Annotated in this window: 22 protein-coding genes; 9 read left to right on the forward strand and 13 right to left on the reverse strand. The window is 43.1% G+C overall.

From position 1 onward, the window contains the following. Window positions 1-9 precede the first annotated feature (9 nt). The 3 genes from CUR83_RS06345 to CUR83_RS06355 all read right to left on the reverse strand — a co-directional run bounded on the left by CUR83_RS06345 (window position 10) and on the right by CUR83_RS06355 (window position 3284). Window positions 10-1023, reverse strand: a complete 1014-nt coding sequence (locus CUR83_RS06345) for an NAD-dependent epimerase (RefSeq protein ID WP_093069079.1) — start codon at window positions 1021-1023, stop codon at window positions 10-12. Continuing rightward, window positions 1023-2189 (reverse strand): nucleotide sugar dehydrogenase, encoded by a 1167-nt coding sequence (locus CUR83_RS06350; RefSeq protein ID WP_093069086.1) that lies wholly within the window; start codon window positions 2187-2189, stop codon window positions 1023-1025. Before CUR83_RS06350 ends, CUR83_RS06345 begins: the two co-directional genes overlap by 1 nt. A 93-nt stretch (window positions 2190-2282) precedes the next feature. Further along, complete coding sequence (locus CUR83_RS06355) at window positions 2283-3284, reverse strand: stealth family protein (RefSeq protein ID WP_284719319.1); 1002 nt, start codon at window positions 3282-3284, stop codon at window positions 2283-2285. Between the two features lie 289 nt (window positions 3285-3573). On the opposite strand from CUR83_RS06355, the gene CUR83_RS06360 reads away from it, so the two are divergent. Further along, on the forward strand, window positions 3574-4698 hold the full coding sequence (locus CUR83_RS06360) for a glycosyltransferase (RefSeq protein WP_284719320.1): 1125 nt from the start codon (window positions 3574-3576) through the stop codon (window positions 4696-4698). Here the strand turns inward: CUR83_RS06360 and CUR83_RS06365 are convergent. The 5 genes from CUR83_RS06365 to aspS form a co-directional block, all read right to left on the reverse strand. After that, window positions 4695-5063, reverse strand: a complete 369-nt coding sequence (locus tag CUR83_RS06365; RefSeq protein WP_284719321.1) for a hypothetical protein — start codon at window positions 5061-5063, stop codon at window positions 4695-4697. The two genes, CUR83_RS06360 and CUR83_RS06365, sit on opposite strands and share 4 nt — an antisense overlap. An 8-nt stretch (window positions 5064-5071) precedes the next feature. Continuing rightward, complete coding sequence (locus tag CUR83_RS06370; RefSeq protein ID WP_227674310.1) at window positions 5072-5554, reverse strand: hypothetical protein; 483 nt, start codon at window positions 5552-5554, stop codon at window positions 5072-5074. Between the two features lie 105 nt (window positions 5555-5659). Next, window positions 5660-6454, reverse strand: a complete 795-nt coding sequence (locus tag CUR83_RS06375; protein ID WP_284719322.1) for a glycosyltransferase — start codon at window positions 6452-6454, stop codon at window positions 5660-5662. 130 nt (window positions 6455-6584) lie between these two features. Then, window positions 6585-7565: a lysophospholipid acyltransferase family protein gene (locus CUR83_RS06380; RefSeq protein WP_284719323.1), complete on the reverse strand. Its 981-nt coding sequence runs from the start codon at window positions 7563-7565 to the stop codon at window positions 6585-6587. 67 nt (window positions 7566-7632) lie between these two features. Beyond that, window positions 7633-9459, reverse strand: coding sequence for an aspartate--tRNA ligase (gene aspS, locus CUR83_RS06385; protein ID WP_284719826.1), 1827 nt, complete (start codon window positions 9457-9459; stop codon window positions 7633-7635). Between the two features lie 374 nt (window positions 9460-9833). Here aspS and sohB point away from each other — a divergent pair, with 374 nt between their 5' ends. From sohB to CUR83_RS06410, 5 genes are all read left to right on the forward strand, one after another. Continuing rightward, window positions 9834-10814 carry a protease SohB gene (gene sohB, locus CUR83_RS06390; RefSeq protein WP_071001464.1) on the forward strand — a complete coding sequence of 327 codons (981 nt, stop codon included), beginning with the start codon at window positions 9834-9836 and terminating at the stop codon, window positions 10812-10814. Window positions 10815-11084: 270 nt separating this feature from the next. Then, complete coding sequence (locus CUR83_RS06395; RefSeq protein WP_071003587.1) at window positions 11085-12332, forward strand: acyl-CoA dehydrogenase family protein; 1248 nt, start codon at window positions 11085-11087, stop codon at window positions 12330-12332. A 175-nt stretch (window positions 12333-12507) separates the two neighbouring features. Further along, complete coding sequence (locus tag CUR83_RS06400) at window positions 12508-13752, forward strand: phosphotransferase family protein (RefSeq protein WP_284719324.1); 1245 nt, start codon at window positions 12508-12510, stop codon at window positions 13750-13752. 42 nt (window positions 13753-13794) lie between these two features. Beyond that, window positions 13795-14556, forward strand: a complete 762-nt coding sequence (locus tag CUR83_RS06405) for a histidine phosphatase family protein (RefSeq protein WP_093069100.1) — start codon at window positions 13795-13797, stop codon at window positions 14554-14556. Window positions 14557-14715: 159 nt separating this feature from the next. Beyond that, on the forward strand, window positions 14716-15585 hold the full coding sequence (locus tag CUR83_RS06410; RefSeq protein ID WP_186474628.1) for an SDR family oxidoreductase: 870 nt from the start codon (window positions 14716-14718) through the stop codon (window positions 15583-15585). A gap of 88 nt (window positions 15586-15673) precedes the next feature. Here the strand turns inward: CUR83_RS06410 and CUR83_RS06415 are convergent, their stop codons facing one another. The 5 genes from CUR83_RS06415 to CUR83_RS06435 all read right to left on the reverse strand — a co-directional run bounded on the left by CUR83_RS06415 (window position 15674) and on the right by CUR83_RS06435 (window position 22513). Next, the gene (locus CUR83_RS06415) at window positions 15674-17374 is read right to left on the reverse strand and encodes an AMP-binding protein (RefSeq protein WP_093069102.1); all 1701 of its coding nucleotides are present in this window, start codon (window positions 17372-17374) and stop codon (window positions 15674-15676) included. A 561-nt stretch (window positions 17375-17935) separates the two neighbouring features. Beyond that, complete coding sequence (locus CUR83_RS06420) at window positions 17936-19633, reverse strand: AMP-binding protein (RefSeq protein ID WP_093069107.1); 1698 nt, start codon at window positions 19631-19633, stop codon at window positions 17936-17938. Window positions 19634-20202: 569 nt separating this feature from the next. After that, window positions 20203-20979 (reverse strand): ABC transporter permease, encoded by a 777-nt coding sequence (locus tag CUR83_RS06425; protein ID WP_227674309.1) that lies wholly within the window; start codon window positions 20977-20979, stop codon window positions 20203-20205. Between the two features lie 103 nt (window positions 20980-21082). Further along, entirely contained in the window at window positions 21083-21919 is an 837-nt protein-coding gene (locus CUR83_RS06430; protein ID WP_093069109.1) for an ABC transporter ATP-binding protein, read from the reverse strand. Between the two features lie 6 nt (window positions 21920-21925). Continuing rightward, the gene (locus tag CUR83_RS06435) at window positions 21926-22513 is read right to left on the reverse strand and encodes a hotdog family protein (protein ID WP_093069112.1); all 588 of its coding nucleotides are present in this window, start codon (window positions 22511-22513) and stop codon (window positions 21926-21928) included. 314 nt (window positions 22514-22827) lie between these two features. Here CUR83_RS06435 and xthA point away from each other — a divergent pair, with 314 nt between their 5' ends. The 3 genes from xthA to CUR83_RS06450 all read left to right on the forward strand — a co-directional run bounded on the left by xthA (window position 22828) and on the right by CUR83_RS06450 (window position 25844). After that, entirely contained in the window at window positions 22828-23652 is an 825-nt protein-coding gene (xthA, locus tag CUR83_RS06440) for an exodeoxyribonuclease III (protein WP_093069123.1), read from the forward strand. A 173-nt stretch (window positions 23653-23825) separates the two neighbouring features. Next, entirely contained in the window at window positions 23826-25049 is a 1224-nt protein-coding gene (argJ, locus tag CUR83_RS06445) for a bifunctional glutamate N-acetyltransferase/amino-acid acetyltransferase ArgJ (protein WP_093069124.1), read from the forward strand. Between the two features lie 396 nt (window positions 25050-25445). Beyond that, window positions 25446-25844, forward strand: coding sequence for a DUF4377 domain-containing protein (locus tag CUR83_RS06450; protein WP_058024290.1), 399 nt, complete (start codon window positions 25446-25448; stop codon window positions 25842-25844). Window positions 25845-25950 lie beyond the last annotated feature (106 nt).

The following is a 25950-nucleotide window of genomic DNA, read 5'->3' on the forward strand; positions in this document are numbered from 1 at the left end:
GTTATTTGTTTAAACTGAATAATATTGTCTATACCAATCGACAAATTTTTTGATACCTTCTTCGATACTCGTTTCAGGTTTAAAGCCAGTATCCTCTACCAACTCATCTATGTCGGCGTAAGTAATAGGCACGTCGCCTGCTTGCATGGGCAATAAGTTTTCCTGTGCCTTTTTACCACAAGCATCTTCAATGGCAGTAATAAAACGGCGCAAAGTGACAGGCTGATTATTACCAATGTTGTAAATCTTGTAGGGGGCAGCTGCAGTCGTAATAGTAGAATGCTGGGGCGAAGGGGCCTTATTCATAATGCGAATGATACCGTTGACGATATCATCAATGTAGGTAAAGTCACGCTGCATATCACCATTATTAAATACATTAATTGGCTCGCCAGCTAGAATTTTCTTTGTGAACGAAAAATATGCCATATCAGGTCGACCGTAAGGACCATAAACAGTGAAGAACCTTAATCCTGTCGTAGGAATATTATATAAATGGCTATAGCTATGTGCCATAAGCTCGTTGGATTTTTTGGTGGCGGCATATAGACTAATAGGAAAATCAACACAGTCAGACGTCGTGAATGGCTGCTTTATATTCATACCATAAACAGAACTGGAGCTGGCATAGATCAGATGCTTGACATCATGATGACGACAGCCTTCTAGAATATTAACAAAGCCAACCACATTTGAGTCGATATACGCATTAGGGTTTTCGATAGAATAGCGCACACCTGCTTGGGCACCTAAATTGATGACAATATCAAATTGATAGGTTGCAAAAAGTTCAGACATGGCTTTACGATCAGCCAGATCTAACTTAATAAACGCAAAACTTTCTGGATCTGATATCTCACCTAATATTCTCAAACGCGCTTCTTTTAGATCTGTATCATAATAATCGTTGATATTGTCGATACCAACGATACAGTAATCCTTAGCAGATAGATCTGTTTCTAGTATTGCCTTGATTAAATGAAAACCAATAAAACCTGCCGCCCCAGTTACTAAAACTTTCATTAATCGCTCCCAAATAGATCTCGAGTAAACACTTTATCAGCCACATCTTTTATCTCATCAGATAGGCGGTTTGCGACAATGACATCACTCATTGATTTAAAGGCTTCTAAATCTTGAATCACACGCGAATTAAAGAAATTGTCTTCTTTTAGCACAGGCTCGTAGACAACGACTTCTATACCTTTTGCCTTGATACGTTTCATGATGCCTTGTATGGCAGATGCTCTAAAGTTATCTGACCCACTTTTCATTACTAGGCGATGTATTCCCACGATTTTTGGCTGTCTTTCGATGATTTTATCGGCAATAAAGTCTTTGCGGGTTCTATTAGAATCGACAATGGCTTTTATTAGGTTGCTTGGCACCTCATCGTAATTTGCTAATAACTGCTTAGTATCTTTGGGCAGACAGTAGCCGCCATAGCCAAAGGAAGGGTTATTATAATGATTGCCAATACGAGGGTCTAAGCCAATCCCTTCGATGATTTGTTTGGTGTCGAGTCCAAACGTCTGCGCATAAGTATCAAGCTCATTAAAATACGCTACTCGCATTGCCAGATAAGTATTAGAAAATAATTTAATGGCTTCTGCCTCTGTTGGCTCAACGAACAATAGCGGTACGTCTTTTTTGATTGCGCCTTCAAGTAATAAATTGGCAAATATTCGAGCCTGCTCAGTCTGTGCGCCTACAATGATACGTGAAGGATAAAGATTGTCATGTAGTGCCTTACCTTCTCGCAAAAACTCAGGCGAAAAAATAATGCGATCAGTGGCATAACGTTCTTTGATACTGGTTGTGTAACCTACTGGCACTGTAGACTTAATAATAATGGTTGCTTGTTGATTCACTAACAGCACTTGCTCAATGACGGCTTCTACTGTGGAGGTATTGAAATAATTGGTCTTGGTATCATAATCAGTCGGCGTGGCAACGATGATGAAATCTGCATCTTTATAAGCTTCTTTGGCATCCAGCGTTGCAGAAAAATTGAGTTTTTTGTTCAATAAAAAATTGTCGATATCTGTATCTTCTATAGGAGACTGCTTATTATTTAGCAATTCTACCTTTTCAGCGACAATGTCGACAGCAACGACTTCATTATGCTGTGCTAACAGCATTGCATTCGATAAGCCTACGTAGCCTGTACCTACTACTGCTATTTTCATAATATATCCAAGTGATTTTTGAGCTTTTATTGGTTTAGATCAAGAGGAAGTGAAATTAATCACCATTCAATCTTAAACTAAATATATTTAAATTTATTTATCGGTGCTTGCTATCAAAGAAGCAGGTAGATAAGCCAAGAATTTGTGCCTCATGGCTTGACTGATTTTTTTATATAAGTCTGACTCAAGAAGATCCAAACTTTGAATACAGCCATATTTAATAGTTTTATCTTCTAAGGCAAGAATAAAATCTTCTACGCTATTCTCATTTTTTAAATAGTTGATAGAGGTGTTAGGTTTTAAACTTGCTTCGCCTTTTTGAATTTTTAGATGATTCATTAGCGTTATAGGATTCACTTGGGCCACATCTCTAAATTTATATTTTATCTGCTCGGTCAATAATTGCGGATGATTCAACAAATGGGACTTTAAGATATTTTTATCGACAATATGAGGGTAGTGATGAATTTCAAAAAACTGATTCATGCCCAGTATTTTAGCACTTAACATTTGCGCGATAGTATGCCTTGGCTGTATCGGTGTGCCAAACAACTTAAAGCGTGATTTTCGAAAGTTGAGCTTGGCATTCAAAGCAGCACTTTTACGCCACTCACCATGAATGATTAGCTTCTCACTGTCTAAAAAGTCATCTATCGTCACTGGTTGATTAAAAAAGAAATCATCGTTCATATAGATAAAATAGTCAGACAATCCTTGGATATTCCAAATCATCGTCTCAATTGATCGAGTGTTGAAGGTCGGTAAAAATTCTTCATAACCCGAAAATATTTCCTTGTGATCGACAATACGTATTTTATCTGCTGCACAGATATTTTGCTTGGCAAATTCATCAATGAATGCAGGTTTTTGTTGGTCGGTGACCACATAAATATGACGACAAAAAGGCACGTATTTGATGATAGAGGCGATATTGTAATATATCTCATCATCACTTGCGAAGCGGGTGGCAGTTATGGCATCTGACGCTACGATGTTACTTGGCTTGTAGGACTCTCTTTTTTGTTTGAGTACAGGGTCTGAACCATCCACCCAAGCGATAACAATGTCTATTGCTTTCTCATCAAGTTGCTGCATGATTGATCCTGTTTTTTTTCAATAGGTGTCTTTAGTGGCTATACATTCTATTTAAATGTTGATTCTACTTAGATCAGCTATGATATTTATTGATACCTGTATTAGCAAGGGTTAACTGATTTATAAAATCAACAATATTCATGACTTTTTACGCGTCAGTTGATAAGCCTAGCTTATACTGTAGTGAATAAAAGTAGATGAGACTAGCATAAAGAACCAAAATCCTGCAATCATTGTGAACATGGATGCCTTGTATGACTATCATTCAAAAAACCAAGTTGAGATATCAATGCCCATCATTCTATTTATTTTAAAAGCGCTTGAAGGCCGCGGTGCTGAGCGGATGGTGACTACATTGGCAAGTGCTTATGCAAAAATGGGTCATAGCGTCCATATTTTATGTCTAGAAGAAACACAGGATATGCCGTTAGATGCTGACGTTCACTATCATATCGTGCCATACGATGAGATGTTTTCTGAGCAAGATATTGAGCCAAACTCTAAACAGGCACAGGCTTACGAGGCAGTCGCTAAGCGCATTGATGAGTATGTGCTTAGCCAAATAGGGACACCAAATCTGATATTGGCTAATATTTATAAAGTGAATTGGATTATGGCGTACAGCCAATTACCCAACATCGTGAATGTGCTGCATACCGCGCTATCTAAGCAGTTTGAGTATCAATTATCTGATAAACCACGACAGACGATAAGTCACTTACGTATGGTCTATGGTGCTCATTTCTGTAGCTGCGTCAGCGATGGCGCTCGCAAGGAATTAATCTCACTTTTAGGAGACATCACTAAAACCACAACCATTTATAATCCTTGCGATGCCACTTGGATCCAAAGCAAAGCGTTACAAAAACCACATATCGAACAGTTTGGCTTAGCAGATAAACAGTATATTATTCATGTGGCTTCATTCGATACCATGAAAGGTCACCGAGACTTGCTACAAGCCTATGCGAAAACAGAGCGGAAGCTGCCATTAGTATTGGTCGGTAAAGGCAAGCTTGAAGCAGAGATTAAAGCGCTAGCGTTTCAACTTAATATTAGTGACCGTGTTAGGTTTTTGGGCTTTCAGAGTAATCCTTATCCGATCATTGCCTCAGCGGCATTGATGGTGCTCACTTCCAAATTCGAGGGTTTTGGCTATGTTATTGTAGAGGCGCAAGCTCTTGGCGTACCAGTAATCAGTACCGATTGTCCATTTGGTCCAAGAGAGTTGCTACCTGTCAAAAACTTGATACCTGTCGGTGATATTGAGGGATTGGCGATACTCATCGATCAAGCAGTAAACAATCTGACGAATTACATAGTGCCGCTAAATCAGCAGCTACTGCCAAATCATATCGCGCAGCAATATTTAGAGTTCGGTGTAGCGTTGAATTCATCAGATAAGAATGACTAAAGATCATCAAATAGAGATTTGGAGACAGGAGAGTGATTGATGACATCGATACCGTGAGTCTTATAAGTTCTACCCAATAAGTTAAACGAAGGTACGATGCGCTCGTTCATGACTTTATTTAGCGTGCTTGGCGCGCGGTTGTGGTTGTTTTCATAAAACCGTGGTTGATCGCTATTGAGTAAGTCAATCCCATATAGGTGAATGGTCGCTGCATGGCGTGAGAAAGCCAGCTGTGTGGCTACGTAAGCAACCGTACCCGCCTCGACAAATCCATGAGTAACATTGAGTGAGACGCCGATCTCAGTTGCGCTTTGACCGCTATCAATAACAAAATTCGGATGATTGATAAAGTAGGATAAAGGCATTTTCTTATTCAGGCGTTTTTTCTTAAATATGAGCTTATTGAATGATAGCTTATTTGATTTGACCCCCCCCAGGGTCTGTCTACTGGATACAATACCCGCATGGCATGATGGTGCGTGCGCATGATATCAGGGTGAGTCGTGGCCATCGCTTCAAAGACGGCTAATGTTGCATACAAAGGTTGACCTGTATAATACTGACGTAGAATTTCAGGTTGATGATTGATAAAGCGCGCATCACTGATGACATAACCAGCAATATGATCGAAGGCGTGGTGCTCAGTAAGGCTGATACTACCGTTGACAAAAATAGTGGGCGTGTCTAATAGTTCTGACAACGATAGTTGTTGTACCGATGGCCCTGAGGCAATAATATTGACGTCTTGTCCAAGCAAACTTTGCTCTGCTTCATTGGCATTAAAAGCACTAATAACGATGAGCTCGCTATCAATGTTGAACCCAGCGGTAGCAGGTAACCTCAAATATAACGCCATACTATGTTCCAGTCATTGATCTCAAATAACTTGTATCCTAATGCATTGCCTTCAAATTGTTTGGACTAATGGTGAACTATATACACATGGTTCATGGCTATATATTTACTGCCAGTGTTGCTTTAACCATGGGCTTGGTTTCACATGTCGATACCATTTACCGCCGCTACCAGCAATGGCATCAGGCGGGTTAATCTCACCATGAAAGATGACGATTTTTGCATTATCAGGTAGAGCAGGCGCTCGCACAAAGTTAAAAGGGATGGGCGCGATACATTGATACTTGAAGCTCACGCACCATGTCTTATCCCAGTACTCTAGGTGATGATGCTCGCGCAAATAGTTAGAGAGGTAAGCCTGCTCGTGACGCACTTGCGTGCGAATAGTCTCAAAATTGCGCTCAAAGTTTGCCAGCAAATCAGGATAGGTATTCATGCCAACATTGAAGCGATACACGGAGCTATTACCAATCATACGCCACGGCTTTTTCCAGTCGCGGATAATGACCACACTGTCTTCGTGCTTCGCTTGATAAGTGAAAAACGCATCAATATTATCGACAATCACAATATCAATATCTAAGAATAGTGCCACCCCTTTTAAATCATATAGCTCAGGTTTAAAGGTCGTGAGCTTTTTCCAACCACGTTCAGGACCTGCTGGTAGATCTATGTCAGGTATAGGATAACAAGCAATCGCAGGATCAATACCTGTGCTGTCATCAGTTAGGCAAACCATTTGAAAATCTAAGCTCAGATGACGGCTCACCATATTGTACAAACGATTGACGTATTCAGGACCGTATTTATCACCCCATTTCATACAAATAATATAACGCTGTTCAGCAGTATGGTTTTGTGTTGGTTCTATAGGTAAGGTTTTAGTTACGTCAGATGTCATAATGCACTCGTAGTGAGATAATAGTGAGGTAAATGAAGGGCTAATAGAAATTAGAGGGTACAGAACTTAGCCAATATTAGCATAACTGTGATTGATGATATGTCTAAATCAGTAAACGATAGTACAGTTATTACTTGCGATTATCGATGTTAGTGTCATCAGTGAAAGAACCACTTACATCGTTACCAGAACGACTACCAGTAGCGTGATGAGACTGAATAAAGGCTGCTAAAGTGGCTTTATCTTTTCGGTAAGGATTGCCTAGATTTGGTATGCGCTTAAAACGTCGATAGCCCCACATATAGTGACTATAGTTGTCTTTAATCATATGCTCCATGGCTTGATTGAGTGCGTGAGTCGCGACTTCGGTATTGCGGTCATATAGCGCTGGATCGTCGAGCTTATAGCAGTAAATATCAAAACCGCGTCCATCATTACGACGAATACAAGACAAGCCAACTAAGTCACATTTGGTTTTGCTCGCCAGTTTTGAGGCAAGGGTACTGGTTAATGTTTTGATACCAAAGAAAGGAACGACTACGCCGCCTGACGGATCTGGGACGTGGTCTGGTAATACAATACTAAAGCCGCCTTGCTTGAGGGTTTTAAACACGGCTTTAACACCGCTACCATCGGTAGGCACCAAGGTTGCATTGAGACGCGCACGACCTTGCAAGATAAATTCATTAGCGAATCTGCCGTCTACAGGCTTGTACATAATAGTTGGCGAACCAAACTGATTGAGCCACGCGTTCATCATCTCCCATGTACCAAGATGAGGGACGATAGCCAGCATGCCGTTGGGATTGGCAAGACCTTCTAGTAGAATATCTTTATTATGGACGTCACGAATCTGGGCAATACTCCATTCAGGTGGCATTGCCCAGCTTTTGATAGATTCGATACTGCTCAGACATTGATGATAGATGATGTCTTTGGTCAGTGCGCGTTTTTGTGGCTCAGACAATTTGTCAGTAATCAGCGCCATATTAATATGAATGGTACGCATGATGCTAAGACTTGGTATCTTGACGATCACCCAAGCGACAAAACGTGCCAGCATCTGTAGTACAGACAGTGGCACGAATTTGAAAACATGATACGGATTCATAACCACTCACATGGCGATGAATCGCGTAACAAGCACTGTAGACAGCAATAGTACATCATCAAAAGTTTTATTGAGCAGGTTTGTTGGTGTCAGCCTGTGCTTTTTCACGCACACGGATACCAAGATCACGTAGCTGCTTACTATCCACTCCAGCAGGAGCTTGAGTTAGTGGGCACTCAGCAGTTTTGGTTTTCGGAAATGCGATCACATCACGGATAGAGTCAGCGCCTACCATAAGCATAATCAAGCGATCCAAACCAAACGCCAAACCGCCGTGCGGTGGTGCACCGAATTTTAGGGCATCAAGTAAGAAACCAAACTTGTCTTCTGCTTCTTGCTCGCCGATACCCAATGCCTCAAGGACGGCTTGCTGCATATCATAAGTATTGATACGTAAGCTACCACCACCAATCTCAGTGCCGTTCAACACCATATCGTAAGCGATAGATAGCGCAGACTCTGGGTTGTTTTTTAACTCTTCAACAGAGCCTCTAGGCTTGGTAAATGGATGATGCATTGACGTCCATTGACCGTCATCGGTTTGCTCAAACATCGGGAAGTCAGTCACCCATAGCGGCGCCCACTCACAAGTGGTCATGTCTAAGTCTAGACCGATTTTCTGGCGTAATGCGCCGATTGCGTCATTCACGATACTGGCTTTATCTGCACCAAAGAAGATAATATCGCCATCTTCTGCAGCAGTACGCTCAATCAAGCTCACAAGTACATCATCAGTCATATTTTTGATGATTGGTGATTGTAGGCCAGACTCTTTATCCACACCATTGGTGATGAGGCTTGCGTCATTGACTTTGATATAAGCCAAACCGCGTGCGCCATAGATACCGACGAATTTGGTATAAGCATCGATTTGCTTACGGCTTAATGAAGCGCCACCAGGAATGCGAAGGGCAGCGACGCGACCTTTAGGATCGTTAGCAGGACCGGCAAATACCTTGAAATCAACGTCTTTCATCAAATCGGCAACGTCAACCAGTTTCAGTGGAATACGTAAATCAGGCTTGTCTGATGCATAGTCGCGCATTGCTTCAGCATAAGTCATGCGAGGGAAGTCTTCAAACTCAACATCCATCATGGTCTTGAACAAATGCTTGATCAGACCCTCGTTGATGTTCATGATCTCTTCTTCGTTCAAGAAAGATGTCTCGATATCCACCTGAGTGAACTCAGGCTGACGATCGGCACGTAAATCTTCATCACGGAAGCATTTCGCGATTTGATAATAACGGTCAAAACCTGACACCATCAATAATTGCTTAAATAGCTGTGGTGACTGCGGCAGGGCAAAGAAGTTACCAGGACGGGTACGTGATGGCACAAGATAATCACGCGCACCTTCAGGCGTTGCACGAGTCAAAATAGGCGTCTCTACATCCAAGAAACCGTGATCGTCGAGATAACGACGAATCGCTGAGGTGGCCTTGGCACGGAATACCATACGCTCTTGCATGTGCGGACGACGCATATCGAGATAGCGATATTTTAGACGTAAGTCTTCTGACACAGTCGTTTTTTCGTCATTCAATGGGAATGGCGGTGTTTCAGATTTGGCCAGTACTTCAATTTCTTTGCCCAATAGCTCAATTTGGCCACTGGTCATATTGTTATTTTCAGTACCTTCATAACGACGACGTACGCGGCCAGTGATTTTTAGTACGTATTCAGGACGTACCGCATCGGCCGTTGCAAAAGCTTCTGGTGTATCAGGATCGACAACCACCTGCAAGATACCCGCGCGGTCACGCATGTCTAAGAAAATCACGCCACCGTGATCGCGACGACGATGTACCCAGCCTACGATACTAATGGTTTGCTCAAGCAAGCTCTCGGTTACAGCTCCGCAATATTCGTCTCGGTATTCGCTTTGCGTCATAGTGCTTTGCGTCATAATATTGTTATCCAGTTATCAGCCCAATTCGAAGTACAATAATGCAGCCACTGCTGTGCTTTTCAAGCGATTTGCCAAAAAAACACACAAACAACGCGATCAAGACAAAGGGTCATCACGTTGGCTGCAGAAAATTTGATATAAACGCATATTATGCCTAATCTACCTTTGTTATACAACCGGCTGAGTTCAATCAAAGCGTAGCCATGCATTGGTATCGGCTGTATTTATTGAGCGATATCTATATTAGGTTAAATATTGTCATTTTGCTTGAAAATAACAGCGAGCGTGCGCATATCAACCGTACCTGAATAAAAACATCTATAGTGATATACCTACTGACTTGAGGATTTGTAATCATGCTATTTCATCCACCAAAAAACCCGGTTGAGCTAAAAGTAAGACACTTAAATGAAGCGCAAAAACAGCGCCGTGAAGATTTAATGGAAGCCACCCAAGGCAAAGCTGCGCTTAAAGCATTCAAAAAAACTATGGCAAAAAAAGCCAAGCAGGCGCTAAAAGCAAAAAGTAAAAAGCAGAAAAAAAATCCTGACAATGCCTCGCAAGTTTTTGTTTTGGATTTTGAAGGTGATATCAAAGCCACTGCCGTTAAGCATCTGCGCGAAGAAATCAGCACCTTAATCAGTACGGCTAACAAAGGCGATGAAGTGATTGTACGCCTCGAATCAGGTGGCGGTTTGGTGCATGGTTATGGATTGGCAGCCGCGCAATTGGTGCGCTTAAAGGACGCTGGTCTAAAGCTAACGGTCTGCGTCGATAAGGTAGCGGCAAGTGGTGGCTACATGATGGCGTGCGTGGCAGACAATGTGGTGGCAGCGCCATTTGCGATTATTGGCTCAATCGGCGTGGTGTCACAATTGCCAAACTTTCATAAATGGCTCAAAAACCATGATGTCGATTATGAGATGTTTACGGCTGGCGACTATAAACGCACGGTGACTGTGTTTGGCGAAAACGATGCCGAAGATCGTGCCAAGTACCAAGAAGAGCTAGAGCAGACGCACGAGCTATTCAAGCATTTCGTCAATACCTATCGTCCAGAACTTGATGTTGCCAAAGTAGCCACAGGTGAGCATTGGTATGGTGAAGATGCGTTGAAGCTTAACCTGATTGACAGCTTGCAGACCTCTGACAGCTACATCTTAGAGCGTATGGAAGACAATGAGGTGTACGCATTACATTCACGTCAAAAGCCGACGCTGGCAGAGAAGCTGGGCCTTGCGCAAGCCGCAGAAGCGACGCTCAGTATGGCAGTGGATAAACTGCCAGATGCGCTCGCACGTTTTGAGCTAAACAGCCGTTTGAATATTCTAAAATAGTGTTAGATATCATTATGATGTCTGATAGCTAATATTTTAGCGGTCATATGTTCAGCAATACACTGTTTGTATTTTGTAAAAGGCGTGTCCTAACGGGTCGCGCCTTTTTGCTGTTTAATCATAATTGCTGTGTTATAAATGTAGGATACAGAAAACAGTATACGTCAGTACACTAAAGCTCGCATTAAAGATCTCGCAGAGCTTTTTGTCAAAACCCGATTTAGACAATCAATAAAGAAAAGGAAGTCATTTATGTCTAGCGACAATTTAATGTTTACCGCAACGGAACATGGTCAAGCCATGCATGCCAAAGTCAAAGCGTTCATTGAAACGCATATTGAACCCATCGAAGCCCAATTCTGGGAAGAATGTCATAAGAAAAATCCTGATGGAAACTGGGAAAACTGGGAATGGCCAGACGCTTATGACAACCTACGCAAACAAGCACGTGAAGCGGGTTTATGGAACTTATTCTTACCTGACGACACCTTAGGTGCAGGGCTTTCAGTCACTGACTATGCACCGATTGCAGAGCTGACGGGGCGCAGTTTGCTCGCGCCGCATGTGTTTAACTGCAATGCGCCTGACAGCGGCAATATGGAGCTATTATGGCGCTATGGTACGCAAGAACAGCAAGACAAATGGCTCACGCCGCTATTAGAAGGTGAGACCCGCTCAGTGTTTTGTATGACTGAGCCTGATGTGGCCTCAAGCGATGCCACCAATATGCAAGCAACTGCTGTGGTCGATGGTGATGAAATTGTCATTAACGGTAGCAAATGGTGGTCATCGGGCCTTGGCGATCCTGCGGTTGATATTTTGATTGTTATGGCCTATACCGCGGATGAAAGCGCAGATCGTCATCATCAGCATTCGATGGTGCTGGTACCAGTCAATACTGCGGGTGTGAATATCAAACGTATGCTTAAAGTGTTTGGCGATTATGATGCGCCGCACGGTCATGGTGAGATTAGCTTTGATAATGTACGTGTGCCCGTCAGTCACTTTATTGGTGGGCCGGGTAAGGGTTTTGAGATTGCGCAAGGTCGCTTGGGGCCAGGTCGTATTCATCACTGCATGCGTTGTATCGGCGCGGCTGAGAAGTCTTTAGAGCTGGCGGTGAAACGCGGCATGTCGCGCACGGCCTTTGGTAAACCATTACTACAATTGGGTGGAAACTTTGAGCGTATCTCTGAGGCGCGTATCAAAATTGATCAAGCGCGCTTGCTAACCCTTTATGCAGCGCAAAAAATGGATGCTCAAGGAACCAAAGCGGCACTCACTGAAATCTCTGCGATCAAAGTGGTTGCGCCAACGGTGTTACAAGAAGTGGTTGATATGGCGATTCAGATTCATGGTGGCATGGGTGTGTGCCAAGACACTTTGTTACCAAATTTCTATGCGCAAGCTCGTGTGCTACGGTTGGCAGATGGTCCTGATGAAGTACATAAAACCATGATTGCCAAGCTAGAGCTAAAGCGTCAGGGCTTTAGCCGTTCTAAGTCTAACAAAGCCTAATATTAATCATTGGGTGTGAGTAAACCTTAAGTTGTTCACGCCACTATTGCTGAAAATAAAAAACTGGAAATTCACTATTAACGATTTAGTAGTGAATTTTTCATCACTATGACTGTTTTTTACTACTATAAGCATAAGTTATAAAAATAACTGATCACATGATAAGGAATGTCACATGTCAACTGACCATAGAGTATTAGATAAAGGCGGTGCCGTACGTGAGGGTGAGGAGCTTGATGCCAAAGCGGTAAGTGAATGGCTACGTAGCCAAGGTGTCGATGTCGTAGGCGAGCCTACAGTCACTCAGTTCTCAGGCGGGGCTTCTAACTGGACGTATCGCTTACAATATGAAGGCGATGATAAAAACCAAGATCTTATCTTACGCCGTCCACCAAAAGGTACCAAGGCAAAATCTGCGCACGACATGGTACGCGAATATACCGTTCAAAAAGCATTAAAAAATGCTTATCCTTATGTGCCCGAGATGATTGCGCTATGTACAGATGAATCTGTCATCGGTGCTGATTTTTATGTGATGGAGCGTATGGAAGGGATCATTCCCCGTGCCAATTTACCAAAAGGGGTCGATCTGGATCCTGAACAAATCCGTCAGCTTTGTACCAATGTTTTGGATGCGTTGGTAGAGCTGCATCAAATAGATTACACAGCGCATCCTGATTTGGTTGATTTGGGTCGCGGTGATGGCTATTGCGCCCGCCAAATTAGTGGCTGGGACAAGCGTTATATCAAAGCAAAGACACCCAACGTCCCAAGCTTTGCCTTGGTCAGACAGTGGCTCAAAAAGCATACCCCTGCTGATAGCAAAACGTGCATTATTCACAATGACTGGCGCTTTGACAACGTCATACTCGATGCAAACGAGCCGACTAAAGTTATCGGAGTCCTCGATTGGGAGATGGCAACCCTTGGCGATCCACTAATGGACTTGGGTAGTGCGTTGGCTTACTGGATTGAGGAAGACGACAATATTGTCATGCAGCAGTTTCGTCGCCAGCCAACTCACTTAGAAGGTATGATGACGCGTGACGAAGTGGTTGCTTATTATCTAGAAAAATCTGGACTACAGATAGATAACTGGACCTTTTATGAAGTGTTTGGGCTGTTTCGTCTATCAGGTATCATTCAGCAAATCTACTATCGCTACTACCATAAACAAACCACCAATCCAGCATTTAAAAACGCGTGGCTTGCCATACATGTCATGCATGCCAAATGTCTCAAACTGATTGCACAATATGAAGGCGAAGCGCTGTTCAATACACACGTTCAGCCATATTTAGAAGACAGAGGAGTCGATGCGGCAACGATTGAGAAATTGCCAGACCCTGTACAAAAAGTAGTGAAAGGCATTTTACCAAAAGGCTATTTTGCTAAGCCCTCTGATTCAGCTGAAGTATAAGAAAAATCGCAATTTGGACAATATAATAAAAGGCAGTATTTTATGACAACCATACTTTTAGCCCGTCATGGTCAGGCTTCTTTTGGTCAAGAAAACTATGATCGGCTGTCAGAGCTAGGTGAAACCCAAGCAAAAATGCTGGGTCAACACTATGCAAATACTCAGCGCCGTATCGATGCGATATTTACGGGTAATCTGGTCAGGCAACAAGACTCTGCTCGCCACTTTTGGCAAGGGTATCAACCGTTTGCTCAGGCCAATAATGACGACATGGCCATTGCGACAGTCATCAACTTTGATGAGCCTGACAGCTATATTTTGCCACAGTTTGACGAGTTCAATCACAAAGATGTGTTTGTGAAATCCGCTGGTGATTTTGATAACCAAGCTGAGATATCCGCTGAAATTGCCAATGCTCAATCACCAAATCGGCGTCTTGCTGAGCTGTTTGATCAAGCGATGCAGCGCTGGCATGGTGGCAACAATGATCAGGATTATATTGAAAGCTGGCCGCAGTTTAATGAACGTGCGCAGCAAGCGCTTGAACAAGTACGTACAAAGATAGCCGATATGCGCTTAGACCAAAATAGCACTGTATTGGTCTTTACCTCAGGCGGTGTCATCGCTGCCATTACCGCACAGCTACTGAGCCAAGGCAGTCAAACCGCTTATCAGTTAAATAAGAGCTTAGTCAATACGGGCGTGACATCGATAACTCTAAAGAGTCAGCGCGCGCATTTATTGTCTTTAAATGAATACAGTCATCTATTTTCTGAAGGTAAGCAGTTTGTGACGTGGCGATAATTGAGTCAATGGGTTTGGATGCGCTTTTATACATAATCGCCACGTATTTGTAGAGCATTAGCCATTACAATAAACGATTTTAGTCAACCAGTTTTTGTCGTTGGTACAGAGGATCTATAAAACTGGAGTGTCATTTAGAGTCGATACAAGGGAGGGCTTATGCAACACAAACTGCTTAATTTAGTCACTAAAAGCGCCAAACAAAGTAAAGCTCAGGTATTTAGCGCCGTTCAGCCATCACGCTATCTAAAAGACCTAAACAAACAGCAGGTTGGTCAAGGCAAAACCGTCCTGATCACAGGAGCAAGCTCAGGATTGGGCGAGGGTATGGCAAGATTGTTTGCTAAGCTTGGTTATAATCTTGCTATCTGTGCGCGCCGTACTGATCGTTTAGAGCGCTTGCAGTCAGAGCTGGTAGCAGCATATCCTAATATACGCGTTGAATACCAAGCGTTAGATGTCAGTGATTATGATGCTGTTTTTAAGGTATTTGACGCATTTGCTGCTGACTTTGGCACTATTGATCGTATCGTGGTCAATGCAGGGATTGGCGATAGTCGCCGTATTGGTAAAGGACGTTTTGATACCAATCGCCGTACCGTTGAGATTAATTTCATCTCGGCATTGGCACAATGCGAAGCGGCGATGAATATCTTTCGGGCTCAAAACAGTGGTCATCTGGTCGTCATGTCGAGCATGTCAGCGATGCGTGGCCTGCCTAAGCACCTGACAGCTTATGGCGCGAGTAAAGCAGGTTTGGCACATCTTGCAGAAGGGATTCGTGCTGATATGCTATTGACTAAGTTGCCTATTAAGGTCTCTACTATTTATCCTGGTTACATCCGTACTGAGATTAATACGAATGCCAAGCCATTGCCGTTTGAAGTCGATACTGAGACAGGTACCAAAGCGATCGTTGCCGCGATTGAGGCCGAGGTAGAAGAGGCGTGCGTACCGAGCTTACCATGGTCAATCGTGGGACAGGCGATGAAGCGTTTGCCGCTGCAAGTGATGAGTCGATTGAGCTGATGCAACACGCTCGTGCAATAAAAACAAAAAAGCCCACTCTAATAACAGTGGGCTTTTTTGTCTCTATGGCTAAATAATCATGTACAGATTATAGCGTTTGCGGGTTGTCTGATATGTGCTGCTCACGTAGCTTTTGACGCAATACTTTACCGACATTACTTTTTGGTAGTTCGCTGACAAACTCGATATGACGCGGGCACTTATAACCCGTTAAATTGTCTAATGCAAACTCTTTGATGTCTTCTTTGGTGACATTGTTGTCTGCAGGCACAATATAGATTTTGACGGCTTCACCTTGTTTTTCATCAGGGATACCAATCACGGCGCAATCGACGATACCTTCATGGTCAAGCATGACCGCTTCAATCTCATTTGGAAATACATTGAATCCTGACACCAAAATCATATCTTTTTTACGGTCTAGTAAAGTGAAGTAGCCTTTTTCATCCATGCTCACAATATCGCCAGTACGGAAGTAACCATCGCTTGTGAAATCATTGGTATTGTCTCGATTGAAATAGCCTGACATGACGTTTGGGCCTTTGATGCACATCTCACCTGCCTCATGCATGGCGACACGTTCACCATTTTCGTCGACGACGATGATATCGACACTAGGAACTGGTATGCCGATTGTACCGTTGAACTTACGATCAGTAATGACGTTGGCGGTACCCGCTGCAACACCTTCAGTCATACCCCAACCTTCAACCATCGGACAGCCAGTAACTTCTAACCAACGGGCTGCTGTTTGCTCGGTTGCCGCCATACCACCCGCCTGAGTGATACGCAATGAGCTAAAGTCCAAATCTTTGAAATTTGGCTGATCAAGTAAACCTTTAAACAAAGTGTTTACCGCAGGGAAAATATGGAACGGTTGTTTTGATAGCGTTTTGATAAACCCTGGCATATCACGCGGATTGGGTACTAGAATAAAAGTGTAGCCTGAACGCATACCAAGTAAGCTGAGCATAAACGCAAAAATATGATAGAGCGGCAATGCCATTACCATATTGATATATACCTCATTGATATCTGAGGTGACTGGACGATACCATGCTTCTGATTGCATCGCCGCTGCGACGACATTACGCTGCGTCAAAACAGCACCCTTAGACAGACCCGTTGTGCCGCCTGTGTACTGCAAAATCGCTTTTTGCTGCAAGGTGGCTTTGGGTGCTTGAAGCGGTAGATTACGTCCTTTTTTCAGTACTTCAGGGAATTTCGTGACGTTGTACTTAGGGTCATTTAGATTGTATTTAGGCACTAAGCGTTTGACTTGACGGATAATGGTATTTACCAAAATACCTTTTAAGCCCATCATATCGCCCATTTTTGAGAGGACAATCCGTTTGATATTGGTTTCTTCGATAACCTGCTCTAGCGCTTGAGCAAAGTTATCCACCACAAAAATCACCTGAGCGCCTGAGTCATTCAATTGATGACGCAGCTCGCGACCTGTATATAGTGGGTTGATCGGGGTACAGACGTAACCTGCGCGTAAGATACCAATCATGATTGGTAAATATTGTGGGACGTTTGGCATCATGAGTGCCACGACGCTGCCTTTAGGTAAGCCTTGAGCTTGTAACCATGCTGCTACTGCCAATGATGCTTTGTCAACGTCATCATAAGTATGAGTCACACCCATGCAGATAGTCATCGGATGCATACGAAAACGGTTGAAGCACTCTTCATACAACTCTATGAGGCTTTCATATTGATCGGGATTAATGGTCTTGGGTACGTTTTCTGGGTATTGAGCAAGCCAAGGTTTCTCTACTGTCATGCCAAGCGTCCTTAAATTAAGATAAGTTAAGGGTCTATAAAAAAGTAGTCACATCCATGTCGACGATATACATCAGTGCTCTTTGAGCGATGAATTGTCGAGTGCTATCCTTTGTTTTCACATACTGCTAACGTACAGAGTCCTCTATAAAATTTGATTTAACTACCAAGACTAAACGCTTAATAAATACGCTTCTGGGTAGATCAAATAACGGGTTACTGTTTCTAAAATTGAAATACCTTTCAAATCAACAGTTTTGACGTGTCTAAAGTCAATATTCGATTAATCTAAATCGACAGAAAACTTAGTGACACATTGCGGGCTTACATTAACATAACTACAACTAAACTCGTTACATGCATACGAGAACTTGGTAGTTTATATTTGGGTTTGATATAGGAAAAAATATATGTTGGAGAGTAAAGGGTATACAGAATTGATCAGAGTAGATAAAAATTTGTGCTCGATACATTTAGCTTTCAATGAGACATTCAAAGCAAATAGGCGCAACAAAAAAGCGCCTTATTATTGATATAGGGCGCTTTTTTCAAGAGAAGTTACTTATTGTTGAGGGTGGTCTGCATGATGTTTCTCACGCAGTTTTTGACGTAATACTTTACCAACATTACTCTTTGGCAGATCACTCACAAATTCAATATAGCGCGGACATTTATAACCCGTTAAGTTGTCCAACGCAAATTCTTTGATAGCTTCTTTGGTGACATTGTTGTCCGCAGGCACCACATAGATTTTGACTGCCTCGCCTTGGCGCTCATCAGGAATACCAATGACCGCACAATCAACGATACCGTCGCAGTCAAGCATGACAGACTCAATCTCATTAGGAAAGACGTTAAAACCAGAGACCAAAATCATGTCTTTTTTACGGTCCAACAGTCTAAAATAGCCTTTTTCATCCATACTAACGATATCACCAGTACGGAAGTAACCATCGCTGGTAAAGTCATCACTGCTGTCTCTGTTTAAATAACCTGAGGTGACGTTAGGGCCTTTGATACACAGCTCGCCTGCTTGGTTTACACCGACGCGCTTGCCCTCATCATCAATCACAATGGCATCGACGCTAGGGACAGGCACACCAATTGTTCCGTTAAACTTACGATCTGTGATGACGTTGGCCGTACCGACCGCCACGCCTTCGGTCATCCCCCAACCTTCGATCATCGCACAGCCAGTGGTCTCAAGCCAGCGAGTGGCGGTTTGTTCGGTCGCCGCCATACCACCTGCCTGCGAGATACGTAGCGAGCTAAAATCTAGGTGTTTAAAGTCTGGATGATCTAGCAAGCCTTTAAACAGCGTATTGACCGCTGGAAAAATATGGAAAGGCTGTTTTGATAAGGTTTTGATAAACCCTGGTATATCGCGCGGGTTGGGTATCAAAATAAAGGTATAACCTGAGCGCATGCCGAGCAAGCTGAGCATAAAGGCAAAGATATGATACAGCGGTAGCGCCATGACCATATTGATATATACCTCATTGATCTCAGAGGTGATAGGGCGGGTCCAAGCCTCTGATTGCATCGCCGCCGCCACGATATTACGCTGCGACAAGATGGCACCCTTTGATAATCCTGTCGTGCCGCCGGTATATTGCAAAAACGCCTTTTGATCAAGTGACATTTTTGGCTTTTGAAAGGGAAGGTTTTTGCCTTTTTTGAGCACATCAGGGAGTTTGGTGACTTGATACTTTGGGTCGTTGAGCTTGTATTTGGGGACCAGACGTTTGACTTGGCGAATGATAGTATTGACCAAGATGCCTTTGAGCCCCATCATATCACCCATTTTTGATAAGACAATACGTTTGATTTTGGTCTCGCCGATGACCTGCTCGAGCGCTTGGGCAAAGTTGTCTACCACAAAGATAATTTGTGCGCCTGAGTCGTTGAGCTGATGACGCAGCTCGCGGCCTGTATAGAGTGGATTGACTGGGGTGCATACATAGCCTGCCCGCAAGATACCAATCATCGTGGGCAGATATTGCGGCACGTTTGGCATCATCAGTGCCACCACACTGCCTTGTGGTAGTCCCTGAGATTGTAGCCATGCGGCGACGGCCAACGAGGCTTTATCCACATCATGATAAGTATGAGTCACACCCATACAGATACTCATAGGGTGCATACGAAAGCGGTCAAAGCATTCCTCGTACAGCTCCATTATGCTGCTATATCTATCAGGGTTGATAGTCTTAGGTACACCATCGGGATAATTGGCAAGCCAAGGTTTGTTCGGCATCATAGTCAGCGTCCTTGCAGTTTGATATAGGTGAATGTTTTTTAAGAAAGCAGTCATATGCATGCCAATATCACAAATCAGCATTAATGTGATTAACCCGCTATTGGATGCAGTAACGTCCATGTCTGCTTGCTGTTGTTGCCGTTGTTCAATCTAATTAACTACTGATGGGTGAGTTAAATGAATCAAACAATTAGATAATCCGATGACAGAAATAACCTGTATTTCAAGTAGATATTATCTGGTTTTTGCAACTACGGTATCAAAAAAACGATACATTTAAGCAATACAGTAGCATGAATAATGTTGAAGACAATAATAGAAAGCAAGACTGAGCAGTACATAGATGAAGCTGAACACTACAGCAGGTATATGATGTATAAGAAATTTGCTACCGCAAGATAAGTTTTTGAGTGAGTCAAACGTGTCAATAGGGTAGAAGGATTTATTGATAAAACAGAGAAGTGATTGCGTAAGTATTAAAATGGATATGACTCATTCATGGTGCAAGTCACTAAGCTGGCAACGTTTGATGGTCAATAAGATGAATATCATGCAAAGAGAAAATGGCATCAATGAGGCAGAACAAACTGCTTGTTTTTATTAAAAAAGCGTCGATAAATGAGCAGCGCGCTGATGGTACAGCCAAGTGTGCTACTCACACAGATCAAAAACATCGTGATTATTTGATAGCGGACCGCTTGTGTGGGGTCGGCACCAGCCAATATTTGCCCCGTCATCATACCGGGCAAGCTGACAATACCGACGACTAGCATAGAGTTGAGCGTTGGGGTCATGCCATTTGTGATTGCGGCACGAATCTGCTCATGGACGGCCTCAAATGGTCGAGCAGAAAGACTCAGCATCATCTCGATACGCCCTTGCTGCTCATGAAAAGCTTCGATCAACTGATTGCTCGTTAATGAGATGGCAGTCAAAGAATTGCCTAATATCAGCCCCAGTATAGGAATAATGAATTGCGGCGTATACCAAGGCTGTACTCTTAGGATAACGATCATCGCTATTGCAGTGACCAGTGTCGCTGAGGTGCCGACGGCTATTAGCGTATCGGTTAGCAACCCTTTATAGCTGCGTTTGACACGATTTTTGGCAGCACTCCCTGCAATCAGGGTCATAATGGTCAAAATCAGCAACACTTCATACCACTGCTCACGGGCAAAAATCCATGCCAGTATCAGACCGATAAAGCTAAGCTGCACAATGGTGCGAATAGCAGCTATCAACAGCGTTTTTGTCAGTTTTAAGCGCAGTTGCCATGAGATGAGTAATACGATGATAATCATACAACTGGCAAGCGCAATATCACTGTAAGTTAAAAATACTTGCATATGATTCATACCGTTGATGGGGCTCATTATAAAGGAAGGCAGTAATGTCATGAGCACGATGTAATGAAGGTTTCGAGCAAGTTTTTGAGCATCATATCGTGCCCTAGGGCGCTTCGGTTAGTACACCTGCTTGCATATGCCAATGTCTACTGGCCAATGACATAATCTCTTTGGTATCGTGAGTTACCCATAATAACGAGCGCTGCCTGTTGGCCTGCAACCATCTCATCAGCAAGCTGACCAACTGCGCTGAGGTGTCGATATCTAGCGCGGCGGTTGGCTCATCTAGTAATAGTACTCGCGGATTGAGTTGTAGTAGGCGTAAGGTATTGACCAGCTGACGCTCACCACCCGATAAGTGGTTGGCCTCTTGTTGCAAAAAGTCTGCATTTTTATTCAAAGACGCAAGTTGGGTCAAATGCCAGTTTATATCAAAACTTTGGGTCTGATGCGCGTCTAAAGCATAAGGCATCTTTAAATTATCAAGGACATTGCCCTCTAACAGCTGTGGCTGTTGAGCAAGCAGCGCCACTTGCTTGCGCCAAGTAATTGGCGATGTGGTGTGAATGCTTTCATCTCGCTGATGTGGTGTGGCATCACTACGCAAATGAATATCACCAGTGCTCATCGGCAACAATCCTGCCAGCACCCGCAAGAGGACAGATTTGCCACTACCAGAAGCCCCTGTCAACACGGTGATTTGACCTGTTAGTAGCTTACCACTCGCACCGTTTATCAATATGCGGCTATGAGGCGATAGTCCATCAGATAGCGCATTTTTTTGTCGCTTATTTAACCACCTTTGATAGAGTTTATGCGGTACAAAGGTTTTTGTCTGTTCACCACTACTATGCTTAGGATTATCGCTACCGACTACCGGCCTGCCATGCACCCAGAGATTATTAAATTCAAGCAAAGTTCTATCAGGATCAATGCGCATAGCGTTCTACAGTCGCTCGTTCGTTTGCTCACTAATCGCCTGCTCAATGGCATCGCGTAGCTCTTTTGGTACACGGATAGGTCGCATGGGTGTGGTATTTACTGCGTTGTCAGGTTGAGCGTTATTTGTTTCGTTATTAGCCATTGGTTCTGGCTTAACGAGGTTTTGTACACAAGCAATGACGATTTTAGTGCTACTTAATATCTGGCTAGTGGTTTTGTCTGTAGCGCTATTATCTGATGTGCTACGGCGAATGCTTTGATAAAATATGATGCTAGCAGGCTTTAGCTCTACTTTATCGATACGTACAGAGATGACTTCATCTAAGAGAATGGCTCTCTTGTATTGTAAATCCGCCTGACTCACGACAAAATGCTGTATGTCGCCATCATCAGTTTGCAAAAAATAACCGTTTAGACCCAGCTTGGTAAACCAATCGCGGCGGCAGTTCTCAAAAAACACCAGATGGTTGGCATGATAAACGATGCCACCTGCATCCGTATGGTTGATGTAGACGTTATAATCTTTAGCAAATAGTGGTTCAATGTCGTTATTTACGGCTGTATTTGTATTTTTATGCTCAGTTGTCGTCATAACGGGCTCAGTATTTTTGATAAAGGTTGTTTAGCGAACGTAATTTATATATGTGGGCAAATAAGAAACCCGACAAGAAATAGTCTCTATTAGATCTCTTGCAAAAGTACCAGTTCATTGACTTCCACTGACGGAGTTACAAGGGCTGACGATGACTTATGCAAGAAGTCTATTATATTTATAATAAGCGCTACTCTAGCTCAAGATATAAGGCCATGCAACAGCTAGGGCAGCCTAGGTCTGTTATCATAGGCATTTGCATCGTATACATCTATATCAGCATCGTATTTTAATCAATCAGTATAGGACAGTTTATGACCCGTTTTGTCAGTTTTAATATCAATGGTATCCGCGCTCGCCAGCATCAGCTTGAGGCAGTGCGCGAAGTAATCGATCCTGATGTCATGGGTCTACAAGAGACCAAAGTCCATGACGATCAATTTCCACTTGATGACATAAAAGCTCTAGGATATCACGTAGAGTATTTCGGGCAAAAAGGACATTATGGCGTGGCACTACTGTCAAAAGTTGCGCCTATATTTGTACAAAAAGGCTTTCCTGGTGATGACGAAGAAGCACAAAAGCGTTTTATACATGCACGCTATGAGCTTGAAGGGCGTGAAGTAGATGTGCTCAATGGTTATTTTCCACAAGGAGAGAGCCAAGACCATCCGATCAAATTTCCGATGAAGCGTGCTTATTATGCAGATTTAATGGCTTATATTGATGCACTAAAGGCAGAAGGTCGTTCGATCATTGTCATGGGTGATATGAATATTGCACCAGAGGACATCGATATCGGTATCGGTGAGGTCAATGCAAAGCGCTGGTTAAAAAATAGAAAAACCTCATTTTTGCCAGAGGAACGCGAATGGTACTCAGCATTAATGTCGCGTGAGTTGACCGATACGTACCGTTTGCATTATCCAGAGAGTACAGAGTTATATAGTTGGTTCGATTATCGCAGCCGCGGCTTTAATGATGAACCCAAGCGCGGTTTACGTATCGATCATATTTTATGCACCTCAGACCTCGTTAGTGAATGCATTGGTGCTGGCATCAGCTATGAGCTACGCGCTATGGAAAAACCCTCTGACCATGCACCCATTTGGTCAGCATTCGATCTAAAAAAACCGTAATATTCAGATATATAGTCAATCCACTATAAAGGCGTTACGGCGTTAACCTTGCTTGAAGTATGACAGATACATCTGCACTCGGTTGCCTTGTACCACCTTTAAATTGGATCAATTATAGTGTTTATTGCATCACCTAAAAACAACGATAAAAATTGAAAAATAAGGATTTTACTATGTCTGTTGGAAACGTAGCAGTACCTGATATTATTTATCCCATTGATGGCATTAAGCTGAGCGCAACTGCCGCGGGCGTACGCTACAAAAATCGTGATGATTTGGTCGTGATTGAAATCGCTGAACATGCCACGACCGCAGTTGTCACGACCAAAAATACATTTTGCGCCGCGCCTGTACGTATATTACGTGAGCACTTTACCAAGGCTAGTCCGCGTTATCTGGTAACCAATACAGGTAATGCAAACGCAGGGACGGGCGCTGATGGTAAACGCCGCGCTACTGAAATCTGTATTGCCTTGGCTAAAAAAGCTGGCGTAGAGGCTAATACAGTATTGCCATTCTCTACTGGCGTGATTGGCGAGCCATTAAATAGTGACGCGGTCATTGCAGGCTTAGACGATGCGTTAGCGAACTTAGCCTCTGATAACTGGTTGGCTGCTGCTAACGGTATCCGAACGACAGATACTGTCCCTAAGCTTGCAAGCCAAAAAGTCGACGTTGCAGGTACTAGCTATCATATCACTGGCATGTCAAAAGGCTCAGGCATGATACGTCCAAATATGGCGACTATGCTGGGTTATGTCGCAACCGATGCCAATATCGCGGCCGACTTATTGCAAGAGATGCTCAGCGCTATCAATGAGCAGTCGTTTAACCGTATTACCGTTGATGGGGATACATCGACCAACGACTGCTGCGTGTTGATTGCGACAGGTGCTGCCAGCTCAGAGGTGATTGATAGTCCAGCGCATCCGCATTATCAGGCCGTTTTTGATGCACTGCGCGACGTCTTTGTACGCCTAGCGCAGCTTATCGTGCGTGATGGTGAAGGGGCGACCAAGTTTATGACGGTTAAAGTGACTGGCGGGCAGACCACGCAAGAGTGCTGTGATGTGGCTTATGCTGTGGCGCATTCGCCGCTGGTAAAAACGGCGTTCTTTGCGAGTGATGCAAACTGGGGGCGCATCTTGGCGGCAGTCGGTTATGCTGGTATTGACGACCTAGACACCGAGCAAGTTGATGTGTATTTAGATGAGGTGATGATTTGTCAAAATGGCGGTGTCGCGCCCAGCTATACAGAAGAAGCAGGTAAAAAAGTCATGAGCCGCGCTGAGATTACTATTCACATTGATTTGGCTCGTGGTGATGCTAGCGATACGGTGTATACCTGCGATTTGTCATACGACTACGTCAAAATAAACGCTGACTATCGCAGTTAGAAACGGTCTTAAAAGTTTCAATCTTGACAGATTTTTTAAATCTATTTATAAAAAGCCAGAGTGATTATTGCTCTGGCTTTTTTATGTCTAATATTAAGCTGTTATCAAATTACTCTTTTATTCAATACGCTTTATTAACATCAGTTGCAAAAGCTGACGTTACTTTACAAAGCAGTCATAGAGAGTAAGGTGAATTGCGACCTATACTTGCTGGGGTAAACAGATGATATTCACTACATCGCTAGTAAAGCTGGCTAGAGATTTCAATTAGCGTGACTCTAAATATCATCATGATAGAAAGAAGCTTTGTTGTATGAAGAAATGCAGTAGAGTTTTTAAAATAATAAATTTAGATAGAAAATGAAGAATTATTACCAATTATCTGAGGATTGAATAATGAAAAGATTAGCACTTGCAGCATTGATGACAACTTTTGCTCTTACTGGTTGTTCTACTATGGACATGGACAATGAACGTACAATGGTTGTAGAAGGACAGCCTATGAACGTCAAAGTGGTAAATATTCCAAGTTTTGAAGTAGAAATCGCACCGCGTAAAGCAGTTTGTGACCTGACTGCAACAGACGGTACGATGGTTGAATCACAGTGCCTACAGTATCGCCAAACTTATCAGAAAAACTACACCACTTTAAGTGGTAACATTCAAGGCTTCACTTATGAGCCAAACTACCGTTATGTATTAGATGTACGCCAAGAAGCAGTCACTGCTGAAGGATCTAATGTGGTCAAACCAGTTTGGATTTTAAACGAAGTCGTTTCAAAAACTGCTGAATAGTACAGCTTGAAAGTATACAACTAGGGCGTGTTGAACATTTGCAAATAGGCACTGCTGATCGCTAAAATGGTTCCAGACAAGGCACAAAGCGACGATAATGCAGATG

This window comes from Psychrobacter pocilloporae, assembly GCF_029872915.1.
In the GTDB taxonomy this organism is placed as follows: Bacteria; Pseudomonadota; Gammaproteobacteria; order Pseudomonadales; family Moraxellaceae; genus Psychrobacter; species Psychrobacter pacificensis.